Genomic DNA, 22,436 nt, shown 5'->3' with positions numbered 1-22,436 from the left:
ATGGGAAAGGGGCCTGGTCTGGCGACCAGGCCCCTTTCTCGGTCACTTACCTCTTGACGCGGACGTAGTCCCTACCGCTCTGGGAGCCGTAGGTGTCTCCGTCACCGCCGAAGACGAACTTCCAGTAGCCCGACTTGTAGGCCTTCACCTTGGTGTACAGCTTGCCGCTGCCGGTGGAGTTGGTCGTCTTGACGTACTGCCACTTGCTCGAGCCCTTGGGCAGGAAGTACAGGGCGACCTTCGCCTCGTAGCCACCGCCGTCGACCAGGAGCACGCCCCTGAACCGCAGGTACTTGCCGTACTTGACCGGCTCGGGGTAGGCGTTGAACTTGACCAGCCTGCTCGTGTCCTTCGGCGGCGGGGTGGGCTTGACGACCCTCACCCAGTCGCTGTCGCTGCTGGAGCCGTCGACGCCCCTGGCGCCTTCGAAGACCGCACGCCACCAGCCGGAGGCCTGCGCGGTGGCGCCGGCCCAGAAGCGGCCGTCGCGGCCGGTCCAGTCACCGGTCACCCGCTCCCAGCGGCTGGAGCCCTCGGCCCTGAACAGGATGGCCACCCGCTGGCCCGACAGGCCCTCCCAGCCGTGGGAGCCCTCCGCCTGGAGGGTTCCCCTGAAGGCGAGCCTGTCGCCCTTGTCGACCGGTTCGGGGTAGGCGTCGAAGCCGACGATCCTGCTGTCGCGGGACCTGGCCTTGACGTCGACCCTGTCGGTGTCGCTGACCGAGCCCTTGGTGTCGGCGTTGCCGCCGAACTCGGCCCGCCACCAGCCGGTGGCCTCGACCCTCACCTTGGTGGCGAACCAGCCGCTGCGGCTGGTGTCGACCGTGGTGATGTGCCGGTAGGCGTCGGTGCCCTTCTCGCGGAAGGTGATGGTGACGCGCTGCCCGCCGTACCCCTGCCAGCCGCCGCGCTCCAGCTGGAGCCGGCCGGACACGGAGATGTGGTCGCCCGCGGAGACCAGGTCGGGATGCGCGCCGAAATCGACGATCCTGGTGTCCGCCGCGGTCTTCCTGACCTCGACGGCGAACGTGCCGTCGGTGGACCTCTCCCCGCCATTGCCGTCATGGGCGATCGCCAGGAAGCTCCACCTGCCTTCGCTCTTGGCGTCGAAGGTCTTCTTGCCCGTCCACCTGGTCCACTGACCGTGCGGCGAGGCGGTGAGGTCGACCGGCGACCCGACACTCGCGTCGCCAGGGGGCTTGAGCTGCAGCTCGGCCTTGCCCGCTCCCCTGGTCGAGAACGAGAACGTCGCGGTGACCCGCTGGTCGCCCGTCACGACGATCGGTGATGGTGAGACATCCACCTTCGAGATGCTCGGTGCCGCCGCCGCCATCGCGGAAGGTGTCAGGGCGAGGGCCCCTGCTCCAACCGCGAGTGCAACAGCTGTCGCTCGGAAGCGTTGCAACATTCGGGTACTCCGTTCCTTTCCCCGGTGGTTGAAACGCGGCATGAGGGTGCCACGTCGTACTTAAAGTAGACGTTTAGGACAGGTAAAGCGTTTGAAAAGCTGACAAACTGTCATTCAGATCGGTCAGACAAAAACTTCGTCCTCACGTTCGGGCAGACGAAGGGACCATGCGCGCGACATAATCGGGCTTGTGGCGCGCGACACTGTTGAGACTCATTTCACCGAAGCGGTTGCGACGCTCAGGGCGGGCGCTCCCAGAGACCCGGCGGGGCCCGTCAGAGACGGCACCACGCTCACCGGGCAACGCTGCCGCGAGCTGTTCGACCGCCAACTGGGCAGCCGGCTGCTCGACGTCGCCGCCAGATGGCTGCGCGAGCAGAACGAGGGCTTCTACACCATCGGCTCGGCGGGCCACGAGGGCAACGCCGCCGTGGCGGCCGCCGTCAGGACCTCCGACCCCGCGCTGCTCCACTACCGCTCAGGCGCCTTCTACCTGACCCGCTCCTCCATGGCGGGCCGCCTGCCCGAGCAGGGGCTGCGCGACGTGCTCCTGGGGCTGACCGCCTCAGCCGACGAGCCCATCGCGGGCGGCAGGCACAAGGTCTTCGGCCATCCCGACCTCGCGATCATCCCGCAGACCTCCACGATCGCCAGTCACCTGCCGCGCTCGGTCGGCGTCGCGCTGGCCATCGAGCGGGCCAAGGCGATCGGCGTGCCGACGCCGTGGCCCGATGACGCGATCACGGTGTGCAGCTTCGGCGACGCCTCGACCAACCACGCGAGCGCACTGTCGGGGTTCAACACCGCCTCCTACGCCACCTACCAGGGCCAGCCGCTGCCCATCCTGTTCGTGTGCGAGGACAACGGCCTGGGCATCTCGGTCCGCACGCCCAAGGGATGGGTGGAGACGGCCGCCCGCCGCCCCGGCATCGAGTACTTCCACGCCGACGGCTGCGACCTGGCCGACGCCTACGACGCGGCCACCCGCGCCGCCGACCACGTCCGCTCGACACGCGCGCCCGCCTTCCTCCACCTGGACACCGTGCGGCTGATGGGCCACGCCGGCTCCGACGTCGAATCCTCCTACCGCACCCAGCGCGAGATCCGCGCCGACTACGAGCGCGACCCGCTGGTGCGCACCGCCGCCCTCCTCGTCGAGGCCGCGCTCGCCACCCCCGAGGAGCTGCTCAAGCGCTACGAGTCCGAGCGCGAGCACCTGCTGCGGATGGCGATGGAGACCACCCGCACACCCAAGCTCACCTCCGCCCGCGAGATCGCCGAACCGCTCGCGCCGCGCAGGGCGGACCTGATCGCCAAGATCAGCCCGGTCGCCGCCGAGCCCTCCGCCAGGGAGAAGGCCTTCGCGGGACAGCTCCCGGAAAAGGAGGACAAGCCGCTCACGCTGTCCCAGGCGATCAACCGCACACTGGCCGACGCGCTGGCCATCTACCCCGAGATGATGGTCTTCGGCGAGGACGTCGCCAAGAAGGGCGGCGTCTACGGTGTGACCCGCGGCCTGCAGAAGCGCTTCGGCGCGGGCAGGGTCTTCGACACGCTCCTCGACGAGCAGGCCGTCCTCGGTCTCGCGCTCGGCTCGGGCGTGTCGCGGATGCTGCCGGTCCCCGAGATCCAGTACCTCGCCTACCTGCACAACGCGCTCGACCAGATCCGCGGCGAGGCGGCGACCATGTCGTTCTTCTCCCGCGGCGCCTACCGCAATCCGATGGTGGTGCGCGTGGCCGGATACGCCTACCAGAAGGGGTTCGGCGGGCACTTCCACAACGACAACTCCGTCGCGGCGCTGCGCGACATCCCCGGCGTGGTCATCGCCTCGCCGTCCAGGCCCGACGACGCCTCCGCGATGCTGCGCACCTGCCTGGCGGCGGCGCGCACCGAGGGCTCGGTGTGCGTGTTCCTCGAACCGATCGCCCTCTACAACACGCGCGACCTGTTCGACGACGGGGACAACGGGTGGCTCGCGCCGTACGCGCCGCCGTCCAGGTGGGCGGAGACGCACGTGCCGATCGGCCGGGCGCGCGGCTACGGCGACGGACGCGACCTGACGATCGTGACGTACGGCAACGGCGTGCGGATGAGCCTGCGCGCGGCGGTCAAGCTCACCCAGGACGGGGTGAGCTGCCGGGTGCTCGACCTGAGGTGGCTGGCGCCGCTACCGCTGGAGGACCTCATGCGGGCCGCGGAGCTGACCGGCAAGGTGCTGATCGCCGACGAGTGCAGGCGGACCGGCGGGGTCTCCGAAGGCGTCATGACCGAGATGCTGGACGCGGGCTTCTCCGGACAGATCGCCCGGGTGACGTCGGCGGACAGCTTCATCCCGCTGGGCGAGGCGGCCGACCACGTGCTGCTGTCGGAGGCCGAGATCGAGCAGGCCGCCAGGAAGCTGCTCGGCTGACCCTTTCCCGGGTACGGCAGGCGGCCCGCGCCCGCCGTACCCGCGACACCCGAGGTGGGGTCACAGCCAGTCGCGGCGTTTGAAGACCAGGTAGAGCACCAGGCACACCGCGGCCATCAACACCAGCGCGAACGGGTACCCGGCCACCCAGTGCGTCTCCGGCATGTGGTCGAAGTTCATGCCGTAGATCGTGCCGACCAGCGTCGGCGCGAACAGGATGGCCGCCCACGCGGAGATCTTCTTGACCTCCTCGCTCTGCGCGTAGCTGGCCCTGGTCTGCTCCTGCGCCACCATCGTCGAGTTGATCACCAGGATGTTCTGCAGGAGCTGACGAAACCCCGCCACCCGCTCGGAGACGGTGATCGCGTGGTCGGCCACGTCCCGCAGGTAGCTCTGCAACTCCTGGTTGACCCCGTACTTCGAGGCGCCCGCGATGAACCCGTCGATCATCGGCAGCAGCGGGCTGGTGGCCCGCTGGAACTCGATGACCTCGCCGGACAGCTCGTAGACCCTTCGCGAGACTGAGGGGTCGCCGCCGAAGACCTGCACCTCGATCTCCTCGATGTCCTTCTGCAGCCCGGCCACGACGGGGGCGTAGCCGTCGACCACCGCGTCGAGGATGGCGTAGAGCACGGCCTGCGGCCCCTGGCGCAGCAGGTCGGGGTCGGACTCCATGCGACGGCGCACCGCGCTCAGGTCGGGCGACTCCGCGTGCCGTACGGTGATCACGAAGTTGGCGCCGACGAAGACGTGCACCTCCCCGAACGCGACCTCCTCGACGTCGTCCAGGTAGGTGGCGGCGCGCAGCACCACGAACAGCATCTCGCCGTAGCGGTCGGCCTTGGGGCGCTGGTGGCCGACGATGGCGTCCTCGAGGGCCAGTTCGTGCAGGCCGAACTCCTCCGCGAGCTTGGCCAGCTCCCAGTCCTTCGGCCGGTAGAGGCCGATCCACGCCATGCTGCCGGGGGTCTTCTTGAGGCTGTCGAAGGCGTCGGCGAGGGAGGCGGGCGTGCCGATGCGGTGGCCGTCGAGGTAGAGGGCGTTGTCGATGACGGTGGGGCGGTAGGGCGAGTCCTCGTCGGCGCGCGGATCCATCGAGTGCTCGGGGGCGGGCTCGCGGACGCCGCTGCGCAGGAAGCTCCTCATCCGTGCCATACCCGACCTCCTAGGACAGCTGAAACTCGTCGAGAGCCCGGTGGGCGCGATCGCGGATGGTCTTGCGGAACATCGGGGTCCAGCCGAGCAGCAGCCCCGCGGGCCTGCCGAGAGCCATCCTGGACCACAGGCGGAAGTCGAAGTCGTCACGGTGGCGCACGATCAGGTCGTCCTCGAAGCGGAAGAAGGCCTCCACCTCGTTGACGACCTCGCGGCCCGTGCTGGTCAAGGTATAGCGGGCGGTCCAATGGGCGCTACCCGCGTGGGAGGAGGCCGCGAGGTCGCGGAAGGTCACCGCGACACCGCTTCCCCTGGACAGCATCAGCCGCCACATGGCCATGACCCTGTCGCGGCCTTCGAGCTCCTGGAACAGGGGGTCGCCGAAGCTGACGTCGGGGTGGTAGCAGTGCTCCATGGTGGTGGTGTCGCCCTTGGCGAGCGCCTCGTAGAAGGCGCCGATCAAGGCCATGTGCCGGTTGTCCATGACGTCCCCCTCCAATTCAGATCATGCGTACCGCATTCTCCCAGCACACCGCGCGAAGCCAGTCATCGCCCATGTCGAGTCTGTCCAGGCCGTCGAGCTGGTGGGCGTAGGCGTACGGAATGGTGGGGAAATCGCTGCCGAGCAGCACCTTCCCCGCAAGGCCCAGTTCACGCAGCCGGGGCCTGAGCGCGGCGGGGAAGGGCATGAGCCGCGCGGCGAAGTCGGTGAACGCCATGGTGGTGTCGAGGGCGACGCGCTCGTGCCGTTCGGCCAGCGCGAAGAAGTCCTCGTACTCGGGCATGCCGAGGTGGGCGATCACCATGCGCAGGCGTGGGTGGCCGCGCATCACCTCGGCGACGGGCTCGACGCCCACGCAGCCGCCGGGGACGGGAACGGAGCTGGCGTGCACGACCACGGGGACCCCCGCGTCGGCGAGCAGGCCCCAGACGGGGTCGAGCTCGGGCAGGCGAGGGTCGAAGGCGCCGACCTGGAGGTGGATCTTGAAGATTTTGACCCCGTCGTCCAGGGCCTGCCGTACGTAGTCGAGGACGCCGGGCTCGGGGAAGAAAGTGGCCGACGGCAGGCACTCGGGTACCTTGCGGGCGAAGTCGAGCGTCCAGGCGTTGAGGTCGGCGGCCATGCCCGGCCTGTGCGCGTAGGCGAGGGCGGGGAAGGCGCGCACGCCCATGGAGGTCAGCAGGGCGACGCGCTCCTCGACCGGTTGCCGGTAGCGGATCTGCCAGCCGTCGCCCATGAGAGGGCCGCCGTGGTCGAAGTGGTGCCAGACCCGGCGTTCCATGCGCTCGGGCAGGAAGTGGACGTGCAGGTCGATGATGCCCGGCAGGCCGAGCGCCTGCCACCAGGCAGGAATGGCAGAATCTTGTTCTATCCCCACACGGCGACCTTACCCAAGGCCCCTCGCGGTCGCGGAAGCTCTCCGGCGGCTCTCTGGCGCGCGAGCTCGCACCGCCGAGCCCGGCCTTCCTCGCACACCTCGCATCGCGCCGGAAACCCCGGCCTCCAGGCGTCATCCGCTCAACAGGAGCAGGGGCAACCGGATAGGGTCGGGTTCGATGGACAAGCTATGGGCCCACCTGGTCGAGGCTCAGTCGCCGCCCGCGCTGTGGGTCGTGGCGCTCTCGGCACTGGCCGCGTTCGCGATCGTCGCCTACCGCCCCTCGTGGCACCTTTCGCGAGGCCTCGTCACGATCGCCCACGAGGGCGGCCACGCGCTGGTGGCACTGCTCAGCCGCCGCCAACTGCAGGGCATCCGCCTGCACTCCGACACCTCGGGCGTGACCCTCACCAGGGGCAGGCCCACGGGCCCCGGCATGATCTTCACCGCGCTGGCCGGCTATCTCGCCCCGTCCCTGCTGGGGCTGGCAGGCGCGTGGCTGACCGCGGAGGGGCGGGTCACGCTGCTGGTCTGGACCGTGCTGGGCTTCCTGGTCTGCATGCTGCTGCTGATCCGCAACCTGTACGGCGCGCTGATCCTGCTCGTCACCGGCGGCGCGGTGTTCGCCCTGTCCATGTACGCCCCCGGCGACATCCAGATGATCGTGGCGCACATCGCGGTGTGGTTCCTGCTGTTCGGCGGGGTCAGGCCGATCCTGGAGCTGCAGCACAAGCGGCGAAGGGGCCACGCGCCCGACTCCGACGCCGACCAGCTCGCCCGGCTGACGTTCCTGCCCGGCGGCTTCTACGTGCTGTTCTTCCTGCTGGTGGCGGGCGCCTCGGTGGCCGGCGGAGCCTGGCTCATGATCCCCGCCGCCGACGTCCCCTGGTGGTGACCTGAAATGCCCCTACGCCCCGCGAGTCACCTGAAACCACACTAAACTCGCCCGGGACGGGGGGAGGGGACGTGCTGCCAGGGGAGGACGCGCCGGGCTACCGGGTGCTCGACACGGCGGGCCAGGGCGGCTTCGGCGTGGTCTACAAGGCCTACCAGGAGCGTCTCGACCGCGTCGTCGCGCTCAAGGTCCTGACCGTCGACAGGGTCGACGCGCGCACCATGCGCCGGTTCCAGCGCGAGCTGCAGCTCACCGGGCGGCTGACCGGCCACCCGAACGTGGTCACCGTGTTCGACACCGGCACGACCCGCTCCGGCAAGCCGTACATCGCGATGGAGTTCTTCGAGAACGGCTCGCTGCGCGACAGGGTGCGCGCGCAGGGGCCGCTGCCGGTGGCCGACGTCCTGCGCACCGGCGTCAAGCTCGCCGCCGCCCTGGCCGCGGTGCACGAGGCCGGGGTGCTGCACGGCGACATCAAACCGCAGAACATCCTCATCTCCCGGTACGGCGAGCCCGCCATCGCCGACTTCGGCGTGGCCAGGGTGGTCGACTCCTCGGAGACGTCGGCCACGGCACAGGCGTTCACGCCGCTGCACGCCGCGCCCGAGGTGCTGAGCGGGCAGCCGCACAGCGCTTCCACCGACGTGTACTCGCTCGGCTCGACGCTGTACCACCTGCTCGCGGGCCAGCCCGCCTTCCACTCGGCGACCGACCCTTCGATCGCGCCGCTGATGTTCAGGGTCCTGAGCGCCGAACCACCGCCGATCAACAGAGCCGACGTGCCGTCCGCCGTCGCGGGCGCGATCGTGCGCGCGATGGCGAAGGCGCCCTCGGCACGGTACGAGTCGGCGTGGGCGTTCGCCAGGCGACTGCGGGAGGTGCAGCAGGAACTCGGCCTGCCGGTCACCGACCTCGTCGCCGCCGAGCCCGCCCCCGGAGGCGAGCCGACCTTCCCCGTACGGCAGGCCGCCCCACCCGCGATGTCGCCATCCGTGCACGCCCCTCCCGCGACGTCTCCATCCGTGCACGCCCCACCCGCGACGTCGCCATCCGTGCACGCGCCGCCCGCCGCGCCGGCATCCGGCTCGCCGTACGCCCCCGCCGGATCTCCCCCCGGCCCCGGCTCCATGGCACCCACCCCCGTGGCCCCCGCTTCAGCGGCGCCCGCATCTGTCTCCCCCGCTTCAGTGGCCCCCGCTACCGTGCCGCCCGGCGTCGCCTCCTCCGCGGTGGCGGCAGGTCCACCGCACGCGCCCGGCGCGGTCCACCCCGGGCATCCCGCGCCTCCCGGGCACCGGCCCGACGGCGGGCCGCGCGGGCATGCCGAGGCACCCGGGTACGCCGAGGCGCGCCACGCCTTCACCGCTCCCGCCCGCTCAGGCCGGTCGCCGCTGCGCGGACGCCTCCTCATCGGCGGTGCGGTCGCGACAGTCGCCACGGCCGGCGCGCTCCTCGTCCTCCTCCTCCCCGGGCGACAGCCGCAGGACCCGGGGACGCAGCCGAAGCCGCCGGTGGCCAAGGAGCCGCAGCCGGCCAAGGATCCTCAGTCGGCCAAGCCGGCCGAGATCGGCAAGGCGGCGCGCGACGCCCTCGCGCCTCGCGGGCTGCGCATGGTCGCCGACAGGGGCGCCGTGGTCACCCTCCGCTGGACGCTGCCCGCCGACGCCCGCCGCTACCCGCTCATCCTGCAGCGCGAGCCGGCCGACGGGCAGCAGCTCGCCTCGCTCCAGGCGGGCGACACCACGGCCAGAGTGGTGGGCCTGGACCCCGACACCGGCTACTGCTTCCTGGTCGGCGCGGCGCTGGAGATCAGCCAGAAGAGCACGGTGGCGTGGTCGAAGCCGTACTGCATCAGGGGCGCGGTGACCCGCTGAGGTAGGCGCGGACGTCGGCCACCTCCGCCTTCCACGGGCCCGGATCCCGCTGCTCGAACGGCGCGAGCGTCACCTCTTCGCCCTTGCGTGACCACGTGCCCTCGATGACACCGTCGGCCAGCATGACAGGGCGCAGGATCCCGCCGCCGGGGAACACCGCGCGGCGGTGCCGCTCCTCGAGGATGAGGGCGCGGTCGGCCCAGCCGAGGAGGTACTCGTCGAAGGCGGGCGCCAGCCGTACCGCGCCGTTGGTCTGCCCGCCCGCTTCCGCGTCCGCGTCCCGAAGCGTGAAGCCGCCGAGGGGTGCCGCCTCGAGGCGGGAGGCGATCAGGTCGAAGGCGGCGCGGGCCGTGCCCAGCGGAAGGCCCGACCAGGCGGCGAGGTCGTCGGGGGTGGCGGGGGCGTGCGCGCGCAGGTAGCGCAGGGCGAGCTCGGCCAGCGCCCTGTCGCGGTCCTGTTCGAAGGTGACGGGTGCGCCGAGCCAGTCGACCGCGTGCACGTAGGTGGGCTTGCCCCGGTGGAGCGGGCCCAGGACGGCCAGACCATGGAAGGCGGCGAGAGCGACCAGGTGGACGACCCCCTGGCCCTTGGCGCGGCCCGCGAGCCTCGCTTCGAGCTGGGCCTTGGTCAGCGGGCCCTGCCCCGCGAGCGCGTCGCCGATCAGGGCGGGCAGGTCGTCGCCCGTCACGCCCTCCTGGGCGAGCCTGCGCATCGTGCCGGTGTCGTTGCGGGTCAGGGCGAGCAGCCAGGGCAGGTCGTCGCGGTGGACGAAGTGGAGGGTGCCGCGCGGTCCCCACGCCCTGACGATCTCGCGGTCCTCCCATGCGGCCTCGATCTCCTTCACGGTGACCGAGGCCGACCTGGCGCGGAAGGCGAGCAGCGTCGAGGGGACGTCCTGCGCCTGGACGGCGAGCAGGTGGCGGACCATCTCGCCGGCGTCGAGGACGGACGGGCGGTGCAGCAGCTGGGCTGACAGGCGGGCTCTGCGCAGATCGTTCGGCACAGGGGGAGCCTACGGGGCGGCGCCGACAGAACCTCCGCCACCGGCTCGGCGGGGGAGCGCGCGGGCCGGGGAGGACGGGTCAGGAGCGGGTGAAGGCGCGGGGGTCGAGGCGACGGAGCAGGCGGGCGCGGACGGACCTCGTACGGCGGGCATGGGCGCGCACCGCGTCGCTGCAGCGCCAGGCGGCCTCCGCCCCCTCCTCGCCCAGCGTGTCCGGCGCGTACCTGACGTGGTTGGCCAGGTCGGCCAGCGGCCGCAGCTCCCGCGCGTCAGGGTGCCCGGCCACCACCTCCGCGGCCGTCAGCGTCCGCTCTCCGCCCAGCCCGAGGTCGTCGCAGGCCTGACGCCACGCCCCCATGACCCGGTCGGCGGCCGTCCCGCCGCGACGGCGGGATCGACGCCGCCACCACGGCAGCGCCGCCGCCACGACCAGGTACAAGAGCGGGACCGCGGCGGCCGTCCACCACCACGGGGACGCCCCGTCCGAGGCCACGGGCCCGACGGGCGTCTTCTTCGCCGCAGGCTCCTTGGCCTTCGAGGTGCCGCCCTGGCCGAACTCTCCCTCGAGCTGCTCGCTCTCCTGGATTTCCGCCGACACCACGTCGTGGTCGTCCTTCGCCCCGCTCCTGCCGGGCGTGGGGTAGAAAGGCCGCCATCCGAGCTTCTCGAACTTGATCTCGGCCCACGCCAGGACATGTCCTGAGCGCACGTGGTAGACGCCGTTCTCCGGCGCGCCTGGCCTGAATCCCACGACCACCCTGGCAGGCAGTCCCAGCGTCCTGGCCATCAGCGCGAAGGCGGACGCGAACTGCTCGGAGGTGCCCCGATAGGTCGTGTCCATGAAGAACTCCAGAGCCTTGAGCGAGTGCCCAGGCGGCGCCGTGATGTCGTACTTGGCGGTGGTCCTCAGGAACTTCTGCAACCGGTAGGCCTGGCCGATGGGCGTGTCCGCCCCCTTGGTCGCCTGCCGCGCCGTCCTCCTGAACAGCTCCTCCTGCGGACCGGGAGGGAAGGCCGTCAGGGCGGGGTCGGCCGCGGGAACCGCCGCCAGCAGGTCCTCCCTCGTGGGCGCGGCCACGCGCGAGACCACCTGGTAGCGGAACCCCCTGCCCGTCTTGGCCGAGGTGAGCAACGCCCCGCTGTCGGGGTCCACGGCCAGGCCGCGCGCGCCCGTCACTTCGGCGGGCCGTTCGGCGGCGGGCATCCACGTGCCCTGCAGCTGCTCGAAGGTGACCGTCTGCCGCACGGTCGTGGTCCTGCCCGTCCACTCGTCGGACGGCACCCTGCCGCCCGTCGGCTGGAAACGCGCGCCGGACGTCCAGCGCACCCCGTCGTAGCGATCGAGTACGGCCAGCCGCCAGTTCAGCGGCTTGTCCGCTTTCACGGTGAACAGCGGCCGGTCGGGGATCTGCAGCCACGCCGACACCCTGTCGAGCGGGCTGACGCTGCCGACCCTGACCGGCGGCGGCAGCTCGGCGTCCGTTCGAGGGTTGTACGGCTCCCGCGCCATCGGCAGCAGAGGACCGAGCAGGGAGGCGGCGAGCGCGACCACGCCGAGGGCGGGCAGCGCCGCGACCAGCCACGTGGCGGGCCGATCCTCACGCAGGACCAGCAGGACGCCGGACAGGACGAGCAGGACGGCCGTCGGTGCCAGGTTGGAGCCTTCGCCGTCGACGCCGAGCAGCAGCGCCACGCCGTACACGAGGAAGGCCGGCAGGGCGGGCGCGAGCCTCAGCCTGGTGCGGGTGATCGTCTCCGCGCCCGCGATGGCCGCCGGCCAGACCAGCGCGTGCACGAGGACGAGCAGCCTGGGCTCGGCCGGCGCGGGCAGCAGGGTGGTGAGCAGCGCCTGCCAGGCGTTCGCGAGGTCGAGAGGGAAGTGCGGGGCCAGGCCGCCGTAGAGGGGGACGGTGGCCGCGGCGAAGAGCAGGACGTTCAGGACGAGCGGGCGCCACAACGGCTTGGTCCTGGTGAGCGCGGCGACCAGGGCGGGCACGCACGCGGCGGGGACCACGACGGCGAGCAGGTCCGTCGTGGGGAAGACGCGGTGGAATCCCCATCCGGCGGTGCCGGTGATCGCGGCGACGACGGCGAGCGCGGCGAGCCGCCGCCACGCCGGGCTCGGAGTGGGCGCGGTCATCGGCTCGCCCGGACGCGGAAGAGGGCGCTCATCGGGCCGCCCAGACGAAGGGGAGGGCGCTCATCGGGCCGCCCAGACGAAAGGGAGGGTCTCGAGGTCCCTGACGCGCAGCGTGGTCACGCCCGGCACGCTGACCTCCGCCTGGCCGGTGAACACGCAGATCACCCTGTCGAACCGCTTCCTGACTCCAGCCACGCGGGCCGCCTCGGCGGGGTCGGCGGTCACCAGGACGAGGGAGCCGCCGCCGCGCGCCAGCCGCACCCCCTCATGGGAGTCGGAGGGGCCGACCAGCGCCAGCCGGTCGAGGACCAGGTCGGCGTCCGCCCTCGTCTCGGCGAGCACCCCCTCCCCCGTGATCAGCCTGACGGGGAAGCCGGCGCGCGCGGCGGCGAGCGAGACGGAGGCGGCGGCGTCCACGGACAGTTCGTCCAGGTCGCGGGTGTCGAGCACCACGGTCGTGGTCGGCAGGCTCGCGTCGATGAGCTGGCGGACCATGAGCGTGCCGGTGCGCGCGCTTGAGCGCCAGTGGACATGGCGCAGGTCGTCGCCGACGACGTACTCGCGCAACGTGTGGAAGGTGACGGTGCCGCTGGGCGCGTTGTCGCTCGTCGGGCCCTCCAGATGGTGCGCGCGTCCGGACGGCGGGACCGGCAGGGCGACCGTGCGAGGCCGTACCAGCAGGGTGACGGCCTCGCCGTACTCGCGGACCCTGCGGGTGAGGCCGAGCGGGTCGGCGCGGACGATCAGCAGCGGGCCGACCGGGATCTCGCCGCGCACGCCCGTGGGCAGCGAGTAGGAGACGGTCCTGGCCGCGCCCCTGGGCAGGCGGGGCAGTTCGACGGTGTGGTCGCTCGCGCCGAACCTGTCGCGCGCCCACAGTCCTGCCAGTGCCATGCCGCCGAGGTTGCTCACCTGGAGGACGGCCACCGCCGCGTCGCCGCGCGGCACCTTCAGCGGCGTCACCTCGCGCCGCACCTCCAGTTTGGGCTTCGGCGCCGTCCACGCCAGCGCGCCCGCCAGGGCGAGCAGGCCGCCGGTGGCCAGCACCACGGGTTCCCTGTAGCCCAAGCCGAAGCCCGCGACGTACAGGAGGAGCGACCCTGCGAGGGTGCCCCAGCCCAGCGGGGTCAGCATGTCAGGCCGCCTGCGGTACCGGCATTCCGGCCATGAGCTCGCCCAGCACGTCGGCGGCGGTCCGCTCGCGCAGCTCCGCCTCGGGGGTGAGGAGGAGCCGGTGCGCGATCACCGGGACGGCCAGGGCCTTGACGTCCTCGGGCACCACGTAGTGGCGGCCCGTCGACGCGGCCCTGACCCTGCACGCGCGCAGCAGCGCGAGGCTGGCGCGGGGGCTGGCGCCCAGGCGCAGGTAGGGGTTGGCGCGCGTGGCGGCGACCAGGGCCACGATGTAGTCGTAGACGGGGTCGGCCACGTGGATCTGGGTCGCGAAGTCGATCATCGCGGCGACGTCGGAGGCGCGGGCGACCTGCGGCAGCCGCTCGACCTGCGCGCCCGCCTTGAGGATCTCGACCTCGGCGAAGTGGTCGGGGTAGCCGACGGAGATCTTCATGAGGAAGCGGTCGAGCTGGGCCTCGGGCAGCGGGTAGGTGCCGTCCATGTCGACGGGGTTCTGGGTGGCGACCACCATGAAGGGCCTCGGCACGGGGTGCGGCTCGGCGTCGACGGTGACACGCCGCTCCTCCATGACCTCCAGCAGGGCCGACTGGGTCTTGGGCGAGGCGCGGTTGATCTCGTCGGCGAGCACGATGTTGGCGAAGACGGGACCGTGGTGGAACTCGAACTTCTGGTGCGCCTGGTTGAAGATCGACACCCCGGTGATGTCGCTGGGCAGCAGGTCAGGCGTGAACTGGATCCGCCGCCACTCGGCGTCGACGCTGGCGGCGATCGAGCGGGCCAGCGTCGTCTTCCCCGTGCCTGGGACGTCCTCCATGAGCAGGTGTCCCTCGGAGAACAGGCAGACCAGGGCCAGTTCGACGGCTTCGCGCTTGCCTCTGATGACGTGTTCGATGTTGCCCGCGAGGAGCTGGAAGCGCTGCGCGAACTGGCCCGCCATCGAGGCGGTGTCAGGGTAGCTCAACTCAGTTCTCGCATTCGTAGAGCCCGTCGGCCGCCAGGCCGCTGCCGGGGATCGCCATCAGCGTGTCGCTGATGTAGGCCACGCCGCCGTTCCACTCGATCCTGTTCCAGACGTCGCTGCTCTCGCCGCTCTCGCTCTCCGACACCGATCGGCCCTTCGTCTGGCAGATCACGGTGAGCGACCGGTACTGGCCCTTCGGGATCCTGCCGACCTCGCAGCCGCCCTGAGGACCGCACTGGATCAACGAGTCGGTCTGGTTGTTGTTGGCGTTCTGGTAGGCCTTCTTCGGATAGGCGAGGTCGGCGGTGGCCGTGGTGGCGGTCTGGCTCTCCCCCGCCGCGTTCTTGGCCTTCAGCGAGAACTCGTGCTTGGCGTCGTTCCTCAGCCCCTCGGCGCTGAACGAGGTGCCCTCGATCCCGTTGTTGCTCGCCGCGCCCGACAGGACGTAGGTCACGCCCTGTCCCGCCGCGTTCTCGGGGGCGCCCCACGTCAGGTCGGCGCCCTTGTTCTTCGCCTTGGCCTGGAAGTTCGTCGGCGCGCCCGGCGCCACGCACGGCATGGCCGACGCGGACGACTGCGACTCCACCTCGCCGCCCGCCCAGTGCGCGACGACGGTGAAACTCACCTCGGCGCACTGTTCTGAGGCGTACTCGAACTGGAAGGGCCCCTCAGGGCCCACCGACTCGGGGATGACCTTGCCCTGGCCCGACGCCTTGAGCGTGTACTTCTCGACCTTGCCACCCGTCGAAGCGCCGAACGTCACATCCACCTTGCCGGGTCCCGACTTGGCCGAGACCGATCCCGGCGCGCCCGGAGCGGAAGGGCTGGGGGTCGGAGTGGGCGTCTCGGACGGCGTGGGCGTCTGGCTCGGCGTCGGCTTCTTCCGCGCGGTCCTGGTCGGCTCGGGTGCCTCCTCCGTGGGGTCGGGCACCGTCCTGGTCGACTCTGGCTCGGGGTCGGGATCCGGCACGGTGCTGGTCGGCACCGTCGTCGGCGTGGGGCGCGGCTTGGGCGTGCGCGTGGGTCCCGGCACGTCGGTGTCGTCCTTGTCCACGGCGTGCCTGCGGCCCTCAGGATCGATGACGACGGCCCTGTCGCCGTTCTCGTCGTTGGCCCAGAGCAGGCCGTCCTTGACGAACACCTCGATCGGACCCGGCCGGTCGGCCACCTGCATCCGCACGGGGTCACCGCCGGCCGCGGTGTCCCACACGATCATCGCGCCGGCCCGCTGGTCGGGCACGTACACCTTGGTGCCGAGCACCTGCGGGACACCCGCCTCCCTGACCGAGAGGTCGGTGGTCTGCACGGCGTTCGACATGGTGTCGATCACGACGAGCAGGCCGTCGCGGCCCGGCGTGAGGATCGGCACCAGCGAGCCCTCGGTGGACGCGGGCGTCAGCACGCCGCCCTTGCCGGCCTGGGCGACCTCCTTGGGGAGCGTGATCTCGCCCGCGCCGCCGTCCGCGCCGATGATGACGGTGGAGGCCGCCCGGGTGTTGGTGATCACCGGCAGCCCGCCCGCGATGGTGATCGCGAGTTCCTCTCCTGCCTCGCCGACCTTGACCGCGCGCTCCTTCACACCCGCTCTGACGGGTACGGCCTCGCCGGTCGCGGTGACGGGCACCCACAGCCGGCCTCCGCCGTCGATGCGCGCGGAGCCGAGCGGGCCCGGCAGGTCGAGCGGCGTTCCGGTGGTGTTGAGCGTGACGGGGTCGATCCGCTGGACCCTGCCACGGGGGTCGACGGCGTACGCGTCGGAGCCGCTGACGACGAGCTGGAGTCCCGCGGCGCCGAAGTTCTTGGTCTGCGAGACGGTGAGCTGGCTCGGCTCGATCCTGCCGACGAAGCCGGTGCGGCTGTCGACGAGCAGCACGTTCGTGCCGTCCTGCACGACCTTCATGGACTTGCCGGGCTTGTCGTCAAGGTAGCCGTCGACCTCGCCCGACAGGCCGTTCACGTGGACGACCCTGCCCTTGGCCTTGGACCACAGCCACGCGCCCACGTCCGCCAGCTTCGGGTTGGCGGACGAGACGCCCACGCCGAAGACCGCCGCCGCGACCGCGAGGATCGCCACGACCCCGCCCGCGACGAGCGCGGTGACCTTATCCCCACGCACGGTAACTCCGCCCGTATACGCCTATGTCCCCCTGTTACCGGGCCTCACCCTAGCGTGATCCCGCACCACCCGGCAGCCCAACGCGCTCGTCGGCGACCGGCGGTCCACCGCGCCGACGACTCTCTCGCGGCGCTCTCACCGGTCCGCATATGTCGCGATCCGCGCTGGTCGGGATGTTCGCGGCAGGGCCGACGCGCACGGGCTTCCCGATGTCGTCACCTGAGCGAAGTGTCGGTGGGAACCTCTACCTTAGAGCGCGTGTCCGAACAGCCCCTGACCCTCGACGCCGCCCTCTCGGAGGAGGCGGTGCTGTCCACCTACCGCAGGATGTTCGCGGCGTTGGCCCGCGACAGCGGCGCGGTGGTCGACGATCCCGCCATGGTCGACGTCGCCGAGACGCTCTTCGCCGCGTTCGCGGAGGCGGGTGAGGAGTGGTTGACGCACGAGCAGATGCGCTTCGCCTGCCGCGCCTTCCCCTCCGACCAGTTCGACAACAGGCTGCGCGTCCTCAAGGGCCTCGGCGCGATCCGCGAGGTGTTCCCCAAGCCCAACCAGCTGCGCTACCGGGCCTCCTTCACCAGCGTGGTCGGGCTGATGTTCATCCGGCGGATGATGGACGACGGCGGCCAGTCGGAGATGCACCGCCTGCTCGCGCTCGAGGACCTCAACGTCGCCGACCCGCGCACCACGATGGAGCAGGCCGGGCAGAGCGCGGCCAACCTGGCCAGGGCCTTCCGCCTGTGGGCGCTCGAGCTGATCACGCTCACCACCGGCACGATCGAGGAGCTGCGCGAGCAGGCGCCCAAGCTGTGGGGCACCGAGGAGATCGCCCGTCGCGCCCAGAACCTGCACGGCACGATCCTGACCCGCTGGCCCGAGCTCGACAGGCTCTGCACGGACCTGCGCGCGGCCATCTACGCCTACAGCGACGCCTCCCGCCGCGCGGCCGGCCGACTGGCCGACTCGGCGGGCACCACCCGCAACCTGACGCTGCTGCCGTCCGAGACCTGGCGCACCTTCTCGCAGACGGCCTCGAAGGAACGGCTCGCGGCCGTCCTCGACGGGTTCGTCTTCGATGCCCCCTCCCCCTGGCACGATCCAGCGGCGATCGTGCGCGCGGTCGACGAGAGCCCGCGGCCGGCCCCCGCCCAGCCCACGCCCCCTCGTTCGGACCTGCCCGACCCAGGGCCGTCCGGCTCCCTCGACCAGTCGCCCGGCGCGGCCGTCGAGCGGCTGACGTCGGTGGCCGAGTCGGTGCTCGGCGGCGCCGACAGGGTGGCGCTGGCCGGGCTGCTGGGCTCCGACTGGGCCTCCGCCCGGCGCCTGCTGGCCGACCTGACCAGCGTCGATCTGCGTCCCGAGCTGCCCTACCGGCTCGTCTGGTCAGACGAGCTGACGGCCGACCCCTCTCACGAGCCCACGTGGCTGTCCCACGGCTTCCTGGAGCGCATCGCATGACCGCTTCCCTCGCCCACGCCCGCGCCAGGGCGGAGGGCCCGCTGCGGCTCGGCCACGGCGAGGCGACTCCCGCGGGCATGGTCCGGATGGCCGAGCTGGCCGTCCCCGTGTGGCCCGACGGGGTGACGCCTTCGCTGCTGGAGGAGCACCAGGTCGCCCCGCCCAGCGTCGAGCGGTCGGGTGAGACCAGGCGGGTGCTGGCGGCCTGCCTGAAGTGCTGCTGGGTGGACCTGTCCACCGATCCATGGCCAGGGGCGACCGCGCCGGTGGAGCTGGTGCTCGACACGTACAGGGCGCTGATCGGGCGGACCGACGACCTGATGCGCAACTGGGCGGTGGGGGCGCTGCGGCGGCTGCACGACTCGTCGTGGGTGGTCATGGCCGACGGGTTCGTCCGGCTCGGGCCGCGGTGCGCGACGTGGCCCGTGGAGTCGTACGGGCAGTTGAAGGAGCTGGTCAGGCGGCTGCCAGAGGCGGATCGGACGGCGCTGACCGTGGTCCGCGACGCCGATCTGGTCGCCGCGGCTCCTGGGGCGGTCGTGCCCGCCGCCCCACAGGAGACGCCCGCCATCCCGGCGGAAGCACCCGCCTCCCCCGTAGACGCTCCGGCGGCCGGTGACGCCCCCCGCGAGATCGAGGTGCTCGGCGGCAGGGTCGAGACGGCCAGAGCCGAGTTCGACGACCTGCTCGACGCCTTCGACGAGCGGCGCAGGGCCGAGCTGGTGGCGGCGTTCATGGCGGTGGAGTTCGCCGCCGAGCCCGTCCAGGAGGCGCGTTTCACCGCGCTGAGGGACCCCGCGCTCCGCCGTACCCTCGCCGAGATGCTCGCCAGGCGCGGACGGACGCTGATCCAGCAACGGGAGCGGTGGATCTCGGGTTACGACGACGCCGTGGCCGTCAGGGCGGGCACGACGCTGGGCGAGAGCGAGCGCGCGGTGCTGACGCTGGTGCTGGTGCACTCGGTGGCGATCCCGCGTGCGGAGGGGCTGCTGCCCGAGGACACGTGGCTGTCCCCGCACGCCACTCCCGTCGACGAGCTGCGCCGCCACACCCAGCTGCCCATCGGCGAGCTTGAGGCCGCGCTGCGCACCTTGCGGCACGCCGGGCTGCTCTCGCAGGTCAAGGCGGGCGAAGAGGCCGGAGGTTACGTGCCGGGCCCGCAGTTCCACCGGCTCACGCAGGCGGCGCGGCGGCGCCTGCAGGAAGAGCTGATCCTCGCCGCGGGGCCGCACACGCCTCTGGCGGCGGCCGTACGAGCACAGCGGAAGACGGGGGACGGGTAAGTGGCTCTGGTGGAGAACGTCGTCGGGGATCGGGTGCTGATCGCCGTCCAGGCGGTCAACATCTCACGGTTGTCGACCCATCCGGTGCCGACCGTGCCGGGCACGTTGATCGTCGTGGCGGGCGCGGGGCCGAAGGACTCCAACGGCGCGGGCAAGTCGTCGTTCATCGCGTCGATCACGGCGCTGCTCGGGGACGAGCAGTGGCGGTTCGCGTCCGGCGCGAAGGCGGTGTCGGAGCTGCTGTTCAACGCCGAGCTGGCCAGCGGCGCCGGCGGACGGCAGTGGGCCAGCGCCGACCACGGCTACATCGTGGGCGTCTTCGGCCCCTCCGCGCACATGGACGGCGCCGCCCAGACGAACGGCGCGGCGCACACTGCCGGGGGAAGCGCGCTCGACTTTCTCAGCGTGGCGGGCGGTGCAGGGGACGGATCAGGAGCGGGCGCCCAGGGCGGCGGCCGATCGGGGACGTCAGGCCCGGGCGACGGCCAGATCGAGGTGGACGGATCAGGCGACGACGGGGAGGGGCTCTTCCCCGAGCCGGACACCGCCAACGGCCCGATCACCGTCTGGTTGCGGGTCAACCAGGAGGCGCCGCACCTGGAGATCCGCTGGCGCGACGGCGTCCACCTGGCCGCCGCGAGCTCCGAGGCCGAGCGGGTGGCCAGAGCGGACGAGGTGTGGTCGGCGCTGCCGAGGTCGGCGGGCCGCCGCGACGTGGTGGCCAGGGACCTCACCAAGGTCCTGTACGGCGACCGCGTGCGCTGTGTGTCGTTCCTGTCCACGTCGGTACGCAGCAAGGTGGCCACCAACCTGCTGTCCCAGCCGCTGAACGAGATCTCCCCCGAGCGGGTCTTCGAGGCGATCGCCGCGCTGACCGGCCTCGACGCCGAGCTGGAGCAGGAGCGTGAGGCGCGCCGCGACGAGCACGCCAGGCGGGTCAAGGCGGCGCAGGCGGGCGAACGGCTGGCGGAGTTCGAGGCGGAGTCGAGCGCGCTGCTGACCACGTTCGACCGCCGCGACCAGGCCAGGGTGCGGCTCGCGGAGGCGCTGCGCTGCTGGAGGGGACGGCAGGCGCGCAGGCTGGCCGACGCCGCCGATCGTGACGAGGCGTTCGCCGCCCAGCTCGAGACGCTGGAGGCGGCGCAGGAGACGGCGGCCGAGGCGATCGCGACGGTGCGGGCCGAGATCGCCACGCTGAAGGACGACACGCTCGACCGCAGGGTGGTCGAGGCGCGCAAGGAGCTGGCGGTGTTGCAGGCCAGGGCCGCCAAGCTCGACGCCGACCGGGCGGTGGCGGAGAACTCCGCCGACGAGCTGCGCGGCATGGTGCCCTCGCTGGAGGAGCGGCGGCGGCTGGCCGACGGGCGTGACGTCCCCACGGCCGAGCGGGAGCTGGCCGAGGCGCGCGGGCGACTGAACGAGGCGCTGAAGGCGCTCGGCGTGGCCGACCGCGAGGTGTCCTCGGCACAGGCCGCGCTCGACGACGCCGAGGGCGGGCCGGCCGCCGCTCAGCTCACCGCGCTGGCGGCGGCCGGGGTGGGCGCGACCGGCCTGCTCGACGCCCTGGACGTGGCCGAGCAGGCCCGCGACCACGTCGACCTGCGGGGCTGGCCGACCGAGCACGCGGTGGTCGTCGACGCGGCCAGGCTCGAGGCCGCCGCTGAGGCGCTGAAGGACCTGCCGGGCTCGGTGCTGGTCAGCTCGGCGGGCGTCAGCGTGGTCGGGGCGTTCGACGGTGTGGCCACCGGCAGGGAGGCCCGAATCAAGGCCGCGGAGCAGCGGCTCAACCGAGCCAGGGACGTTCAGGAGGGGGCGGCACAGGACGTCAGGGCGGGTGAGGAGCGGGTGGCCGAGGCGCAGCGGCGGCTCGACGGCGCCAAGGCGGGCGTGCGGCTGCTGGAGATCGAGCAGCGCCTGGCCGAGCGCAGGGCCAAGCTGGCCGAACTGACCGAGGCGCTGCAGGAGCTGACGCCGGCGGTGGCGGTCGCCGAGCAGCAGGCCGGCGCGCTGGACTTCCGGGCCCGCACCCGCGACATGGAGATCGAACGGCTGGAGGGCCGCAGGGCCAGGCACGAGTCGGAACGCGGTCAGGCGCGCGACGCGGCGGCCAAGGTCGCGGCCGAGCGTGCGGCGCTGCGCCTCGACGAACTGGGCAGGGAGTGGGGCGGCCCCCTCGACGAGGCCAGGGCATGGCTGACGGCGCTGCAGGAGGAGGAGCGTCCGCGCAGCGCGGAGGAATGGTGGCGGGTCGCCGAACGCCACCTCGACCAGGCCTTCCGCGACACCTTCCCCGGCGACGACGAGGAGGAGGTGCCCGAGGAGCTGCGCTTCCTGATGGGCGAGCGCACGGGCCGGGCGAGCAGGGAGCAGACGACGTTCGCGGCGGTGTGCGGGTCGCTGGCCTCCTACCTTCGCGGGCAGGAGGAGTACGAAAAGCACCAGCGCCGCCAGATCGAGTCGCAGATCGTGACCCGGCAGCGTGACCTGGCGGCGGCGGAGAAGGGGGCCGAGGAGGCGGCGCAGTCGACGGCCGTGCACCGGGCGGCGCTGACGGCGGCGATCAAGGCGCGGTTGGCCAGGGTGGCCGAGGAGTTCGAGAAGCTCGACACGTCCTACGGCGGTTACGGCGCGACGCTGGAGTTCCCCGTGCCGCCCGCCCCCGCCGACCCCGAACAGCGCTGGCAGTGGCGGGTCACGCCGAAGTGGCGGCGCGGCGAGGGGCAGGGCTTCGTGCCGTACAACCGCCGGGCGAACACCGCGCTGATGGACGAGAAGGCGGTCAAGCTGGTGTGCGCGGCGGCCATCGCCTCCTCGGGCGGCGGCCACCTGTGCCTGGTGCTTGACGAGCTGGGCCGCAACCTGGGCAAGGAGCACCGCAGGGAGGCGGTGGCACTGTTCCGCAGGATCGGCGAGACGTACGGGATCACGGTGATCGGCGCGCTGCAGGACGACATGGAGCCCTACGCGATCGACGCGTGCGGGCAGTACATCAAGCTGCGCCGCAGCTCCGACGCGATGGCCTACAACGAGCCGCCGGTGATCGTCGGTCACGACGAGCACGCGGACCGGGTCCGCGCGCTGGCCTCGTACGTCGGCCGCCCCCACGCTCTGGAACCCGCCCACTGACCGGCCGCCCGCCGCCCGCGACGCGGTGCATGGCGCGCGGTGGGGCGTTCCCGAGGATGTCGATCAAAGGGCGAGAGCGCGGGTATGACGC

General features: G+C 72.1%; 15 protein-coding genes. 6 read left to right on the top strand and 9 right to left on the bottom strand.

The features are described from left to right. Window positions 1–46: 46 nt before the first annotated feature. Window positions 47–1,303, bottom strand: a complete 1,257-nt coding sequence (locus AC3EO4_RS30150) for a hypothetical protein (protein ID WP_379574239.1) — start codon at window positions 1,301–1,303, stop codon at window positions 47–49. Window positions 1,304–1,598: 295 nt separating this feature from the next. On the opposite strand from AC3EO4_RS30150, the gene AC3EO4_RS30145 reads away from it, so the two are divergent. Continuing rightward, window positions 1,599–3,821: a thiamine pyrophosphate-dependent enzyme gene (locus tag AC3EO4_RS30145; RefSeq protein WP_431898754.1), complete on the top strand. Its 2,223-nt coding sequence runs from the start codon at window positions 1,599–1,601 to the stop codon at window positions 3,819–3,821. Window positions 3,822–3,881: 60 nt separating this feature from the next. Here AC3EO4_RS30145 and AC3EO4_RS30140 read toward each other — a convergent pair whose 3' ends face one another. Genes AC3EO4_RS30140 through AC3EO4_RS30130 form a run of 3 tightly spaced genes read right to left on the bottom strand, consistent with a single transcriptional unit; the run spans window position 3,882 to window position 6,355 of the window. Continuing rightward, window positions 3,882–4,976: a magnesium and cobalt transport protein CorA gene (locus AC3EO4_RS30140; protein ID WP_379574237.1), complete on the bottom strand. Its 1,095-nt coding sequence runs from the start codon at window positions 4,974–4,976 to the stop codon at window positions 3,882–3,884. A gap of 10 nt (window positions 4,977–4,986) precedes the next feature. Beyond that, window positions 4,987–5,460 carry a nuclear transport factor 2 family protein gene (locus AC3EO4_RS30135; protein WP_431898753.1) on the bottom strand — a complete coding sequence of 158 codons (474 nt, stop codon included), beginning with the start codon at window positions 5,458–5,460 and terminating at the stop codon, window positions 4,987–4,989. 16 nt (window positions 5,461–5,476) lie between these two features. Further along, window positions 5,477–6,355, bottom strand: a complete 879-nt coding sequence (locus tag AC3EO4_RS30130; protein ID WP_379574235.1) for an amidohydrolase family protein — start codon at window positions 6,353–6,355, stop codon at window positions 5,477–5,479. 178 nt (window positions 6,356–6,533) lie between these two features. On the opposite strand from AC3EO4_RS30130, the gene AC3EO4_RS30125 reads away from it, so the two are divergent. Together AC3EO4_RS30125 and AC3EO4_RS30120 are read left to right on the top strand one after the other, a co-directional pair. Beyond that, window positions 6,534–7,250 (top strand): M50 family metallopeptidase, encoded by a 717-nt coding sequence (locus AC3EO4_RS30125; RefSeq protein ID WP_379574234.1) that lies wholly within the window; start codon window positions 6,534–6,536, stop codon window positions 7,248–7,250. Window positions 7,251–7,321: 71 nt separating this feature from the next. Then, window positions 7,322–9,124 carry a serine/threonine-protein kinase gene (locus AC3EO4_RS30120; protein ID WP_431898752.1) on the top strand — a complete coding sequence of 601 codons (1,803 nt, stop codon included), beginning with the start codon at window positions 7,322–7,324 and terminating at the stop codon, window positions 9,122–9,124. Here the strand turns inward: AC3EO4_RS30120 and AC3EO4_RS30115 are convergent. From AC3EO4_RS30115 to AC3EO4_RS30095, 5 genes are all read right to left on the bottom strand, one after another. Further along, window positions 9,102–10,127 (bottom strand): winged helix DNA-binding domain-containing protein, encoded by a 1,026-nt coding sequence (locus tag AC3EO4_RS30115; RefSeq protein WP_431898751.1) that lies wholly within the window; start codon window positions 10,125–10,127, stop codon window positions 9,102–9,104. The two genes, AC3EO4_RS30120 and AC3EO4_RS30115, sit on opposite strands and share 23 nt — an antisense overlap. A gap of 79 nt (window positions 10,128–10,206) precedes the next feature. Then, on the bottom strand, window positions 10,207–12,267 hold the full coding sequence (locus AC3EO4_RS30110) for a transglutaminase TgpA family protein (protein WP_431898750.1): 2,061 nt from the start codon (window positions 12,265–12,267) through the stop codon (window positions 10,207–10,209). Between the two features lie 60 nt (window positions 12,268–12,327). Further along, window positions 12,328–13,401, bottom strand: a complete 1,074-nt coding sequence (locus AC3EO4_RS30105; protein WP_431898749.1) for a DUF58 domain-containing protein — start codon at window positions 13,399–13,401, stop codon at window positions 12,328–12,330. A 1-nt stretch (window position 13,402) separates the two neighbouring features. Further along, window positions 13,403–14,338, bottom strand: a complete 936-nt coding sequence (locus tag AC3EO4_RS30100) for an AAA family ATPase (RefSeq protein WP_379574566.1) — start codon at window positions 14,336–14,338, stop codon at window positions 13,403–13,405. A gap of 25 nt (window positions 14,339–14,363) precedes the next feature. Then, a complete protein-coding gene (locus AC3EO4_RS30095; RefSeq protein ID WP_431898748.1) occupies window positions 14,364–16,478 on the bottom strand; it encodes a hypothetical protein in 2,115 nt (704 codons plus the stop codon). 258 nt (window positions 16,479–16,736) lie between these two features. Between AC3EO4_RS30095 and AC3EO4_RS30090 the strand changes: the two genes are divergently transcribed. From AC3EO4_RS30090 to AC3EO4_RS30080, 3 genes are read left to right on the top strand one after another with little or no spacing between them, the layout of a single operon-like run. Then, window positions 16,737–17,936 carry a hypothetical protein gene (locus AC3EO4_RS30090; protein ID WP_379574228.1) on the top strand — a complete coding sequence of 400 codons (1,200 nt, stop codon included), beginning with the start codon at window positions 16,737–16,739 and terminating at the stop codon, window positions 17,934–17,936. Continuing rightward, complete coding sequence (locus AC3EO4_RS30085; RefSeq protein WP_431898747.1) at window positions 17,933–19,219, top strand: hypothetical protein; 1,287 nt, start codon at window positions 17,933–17,935, stop codon at window positions 19,217–19,219. Before AC3EO4_RS30090 ends, AC3EO4_RS30085 begins: the two co-directional genes overlap by 4 nt. Continuing rightward, window positions 19,220–22,345: a coiled-coil domain-containing protein gene (locus AC3EO4_RS30080; RefSeq protein ID WP_431898746.1), complete on the top strand. Its 3,126-nt coding sequence runs from the start codon at window positions 19,220–19,222 to the stop codon at window positions 22,343–22,345. Window positions 22,346–22,436: the final 91 nt, after the last annotated feature.

This window comes from Nonomuraea sp. bgisy101, assembly GCF_057708945.1.
The sequence above is the reverse complement of the archived record's forward strand: the minus strand, read 5'-3'. Positions and strand labels throughout refer to the sequence as shown.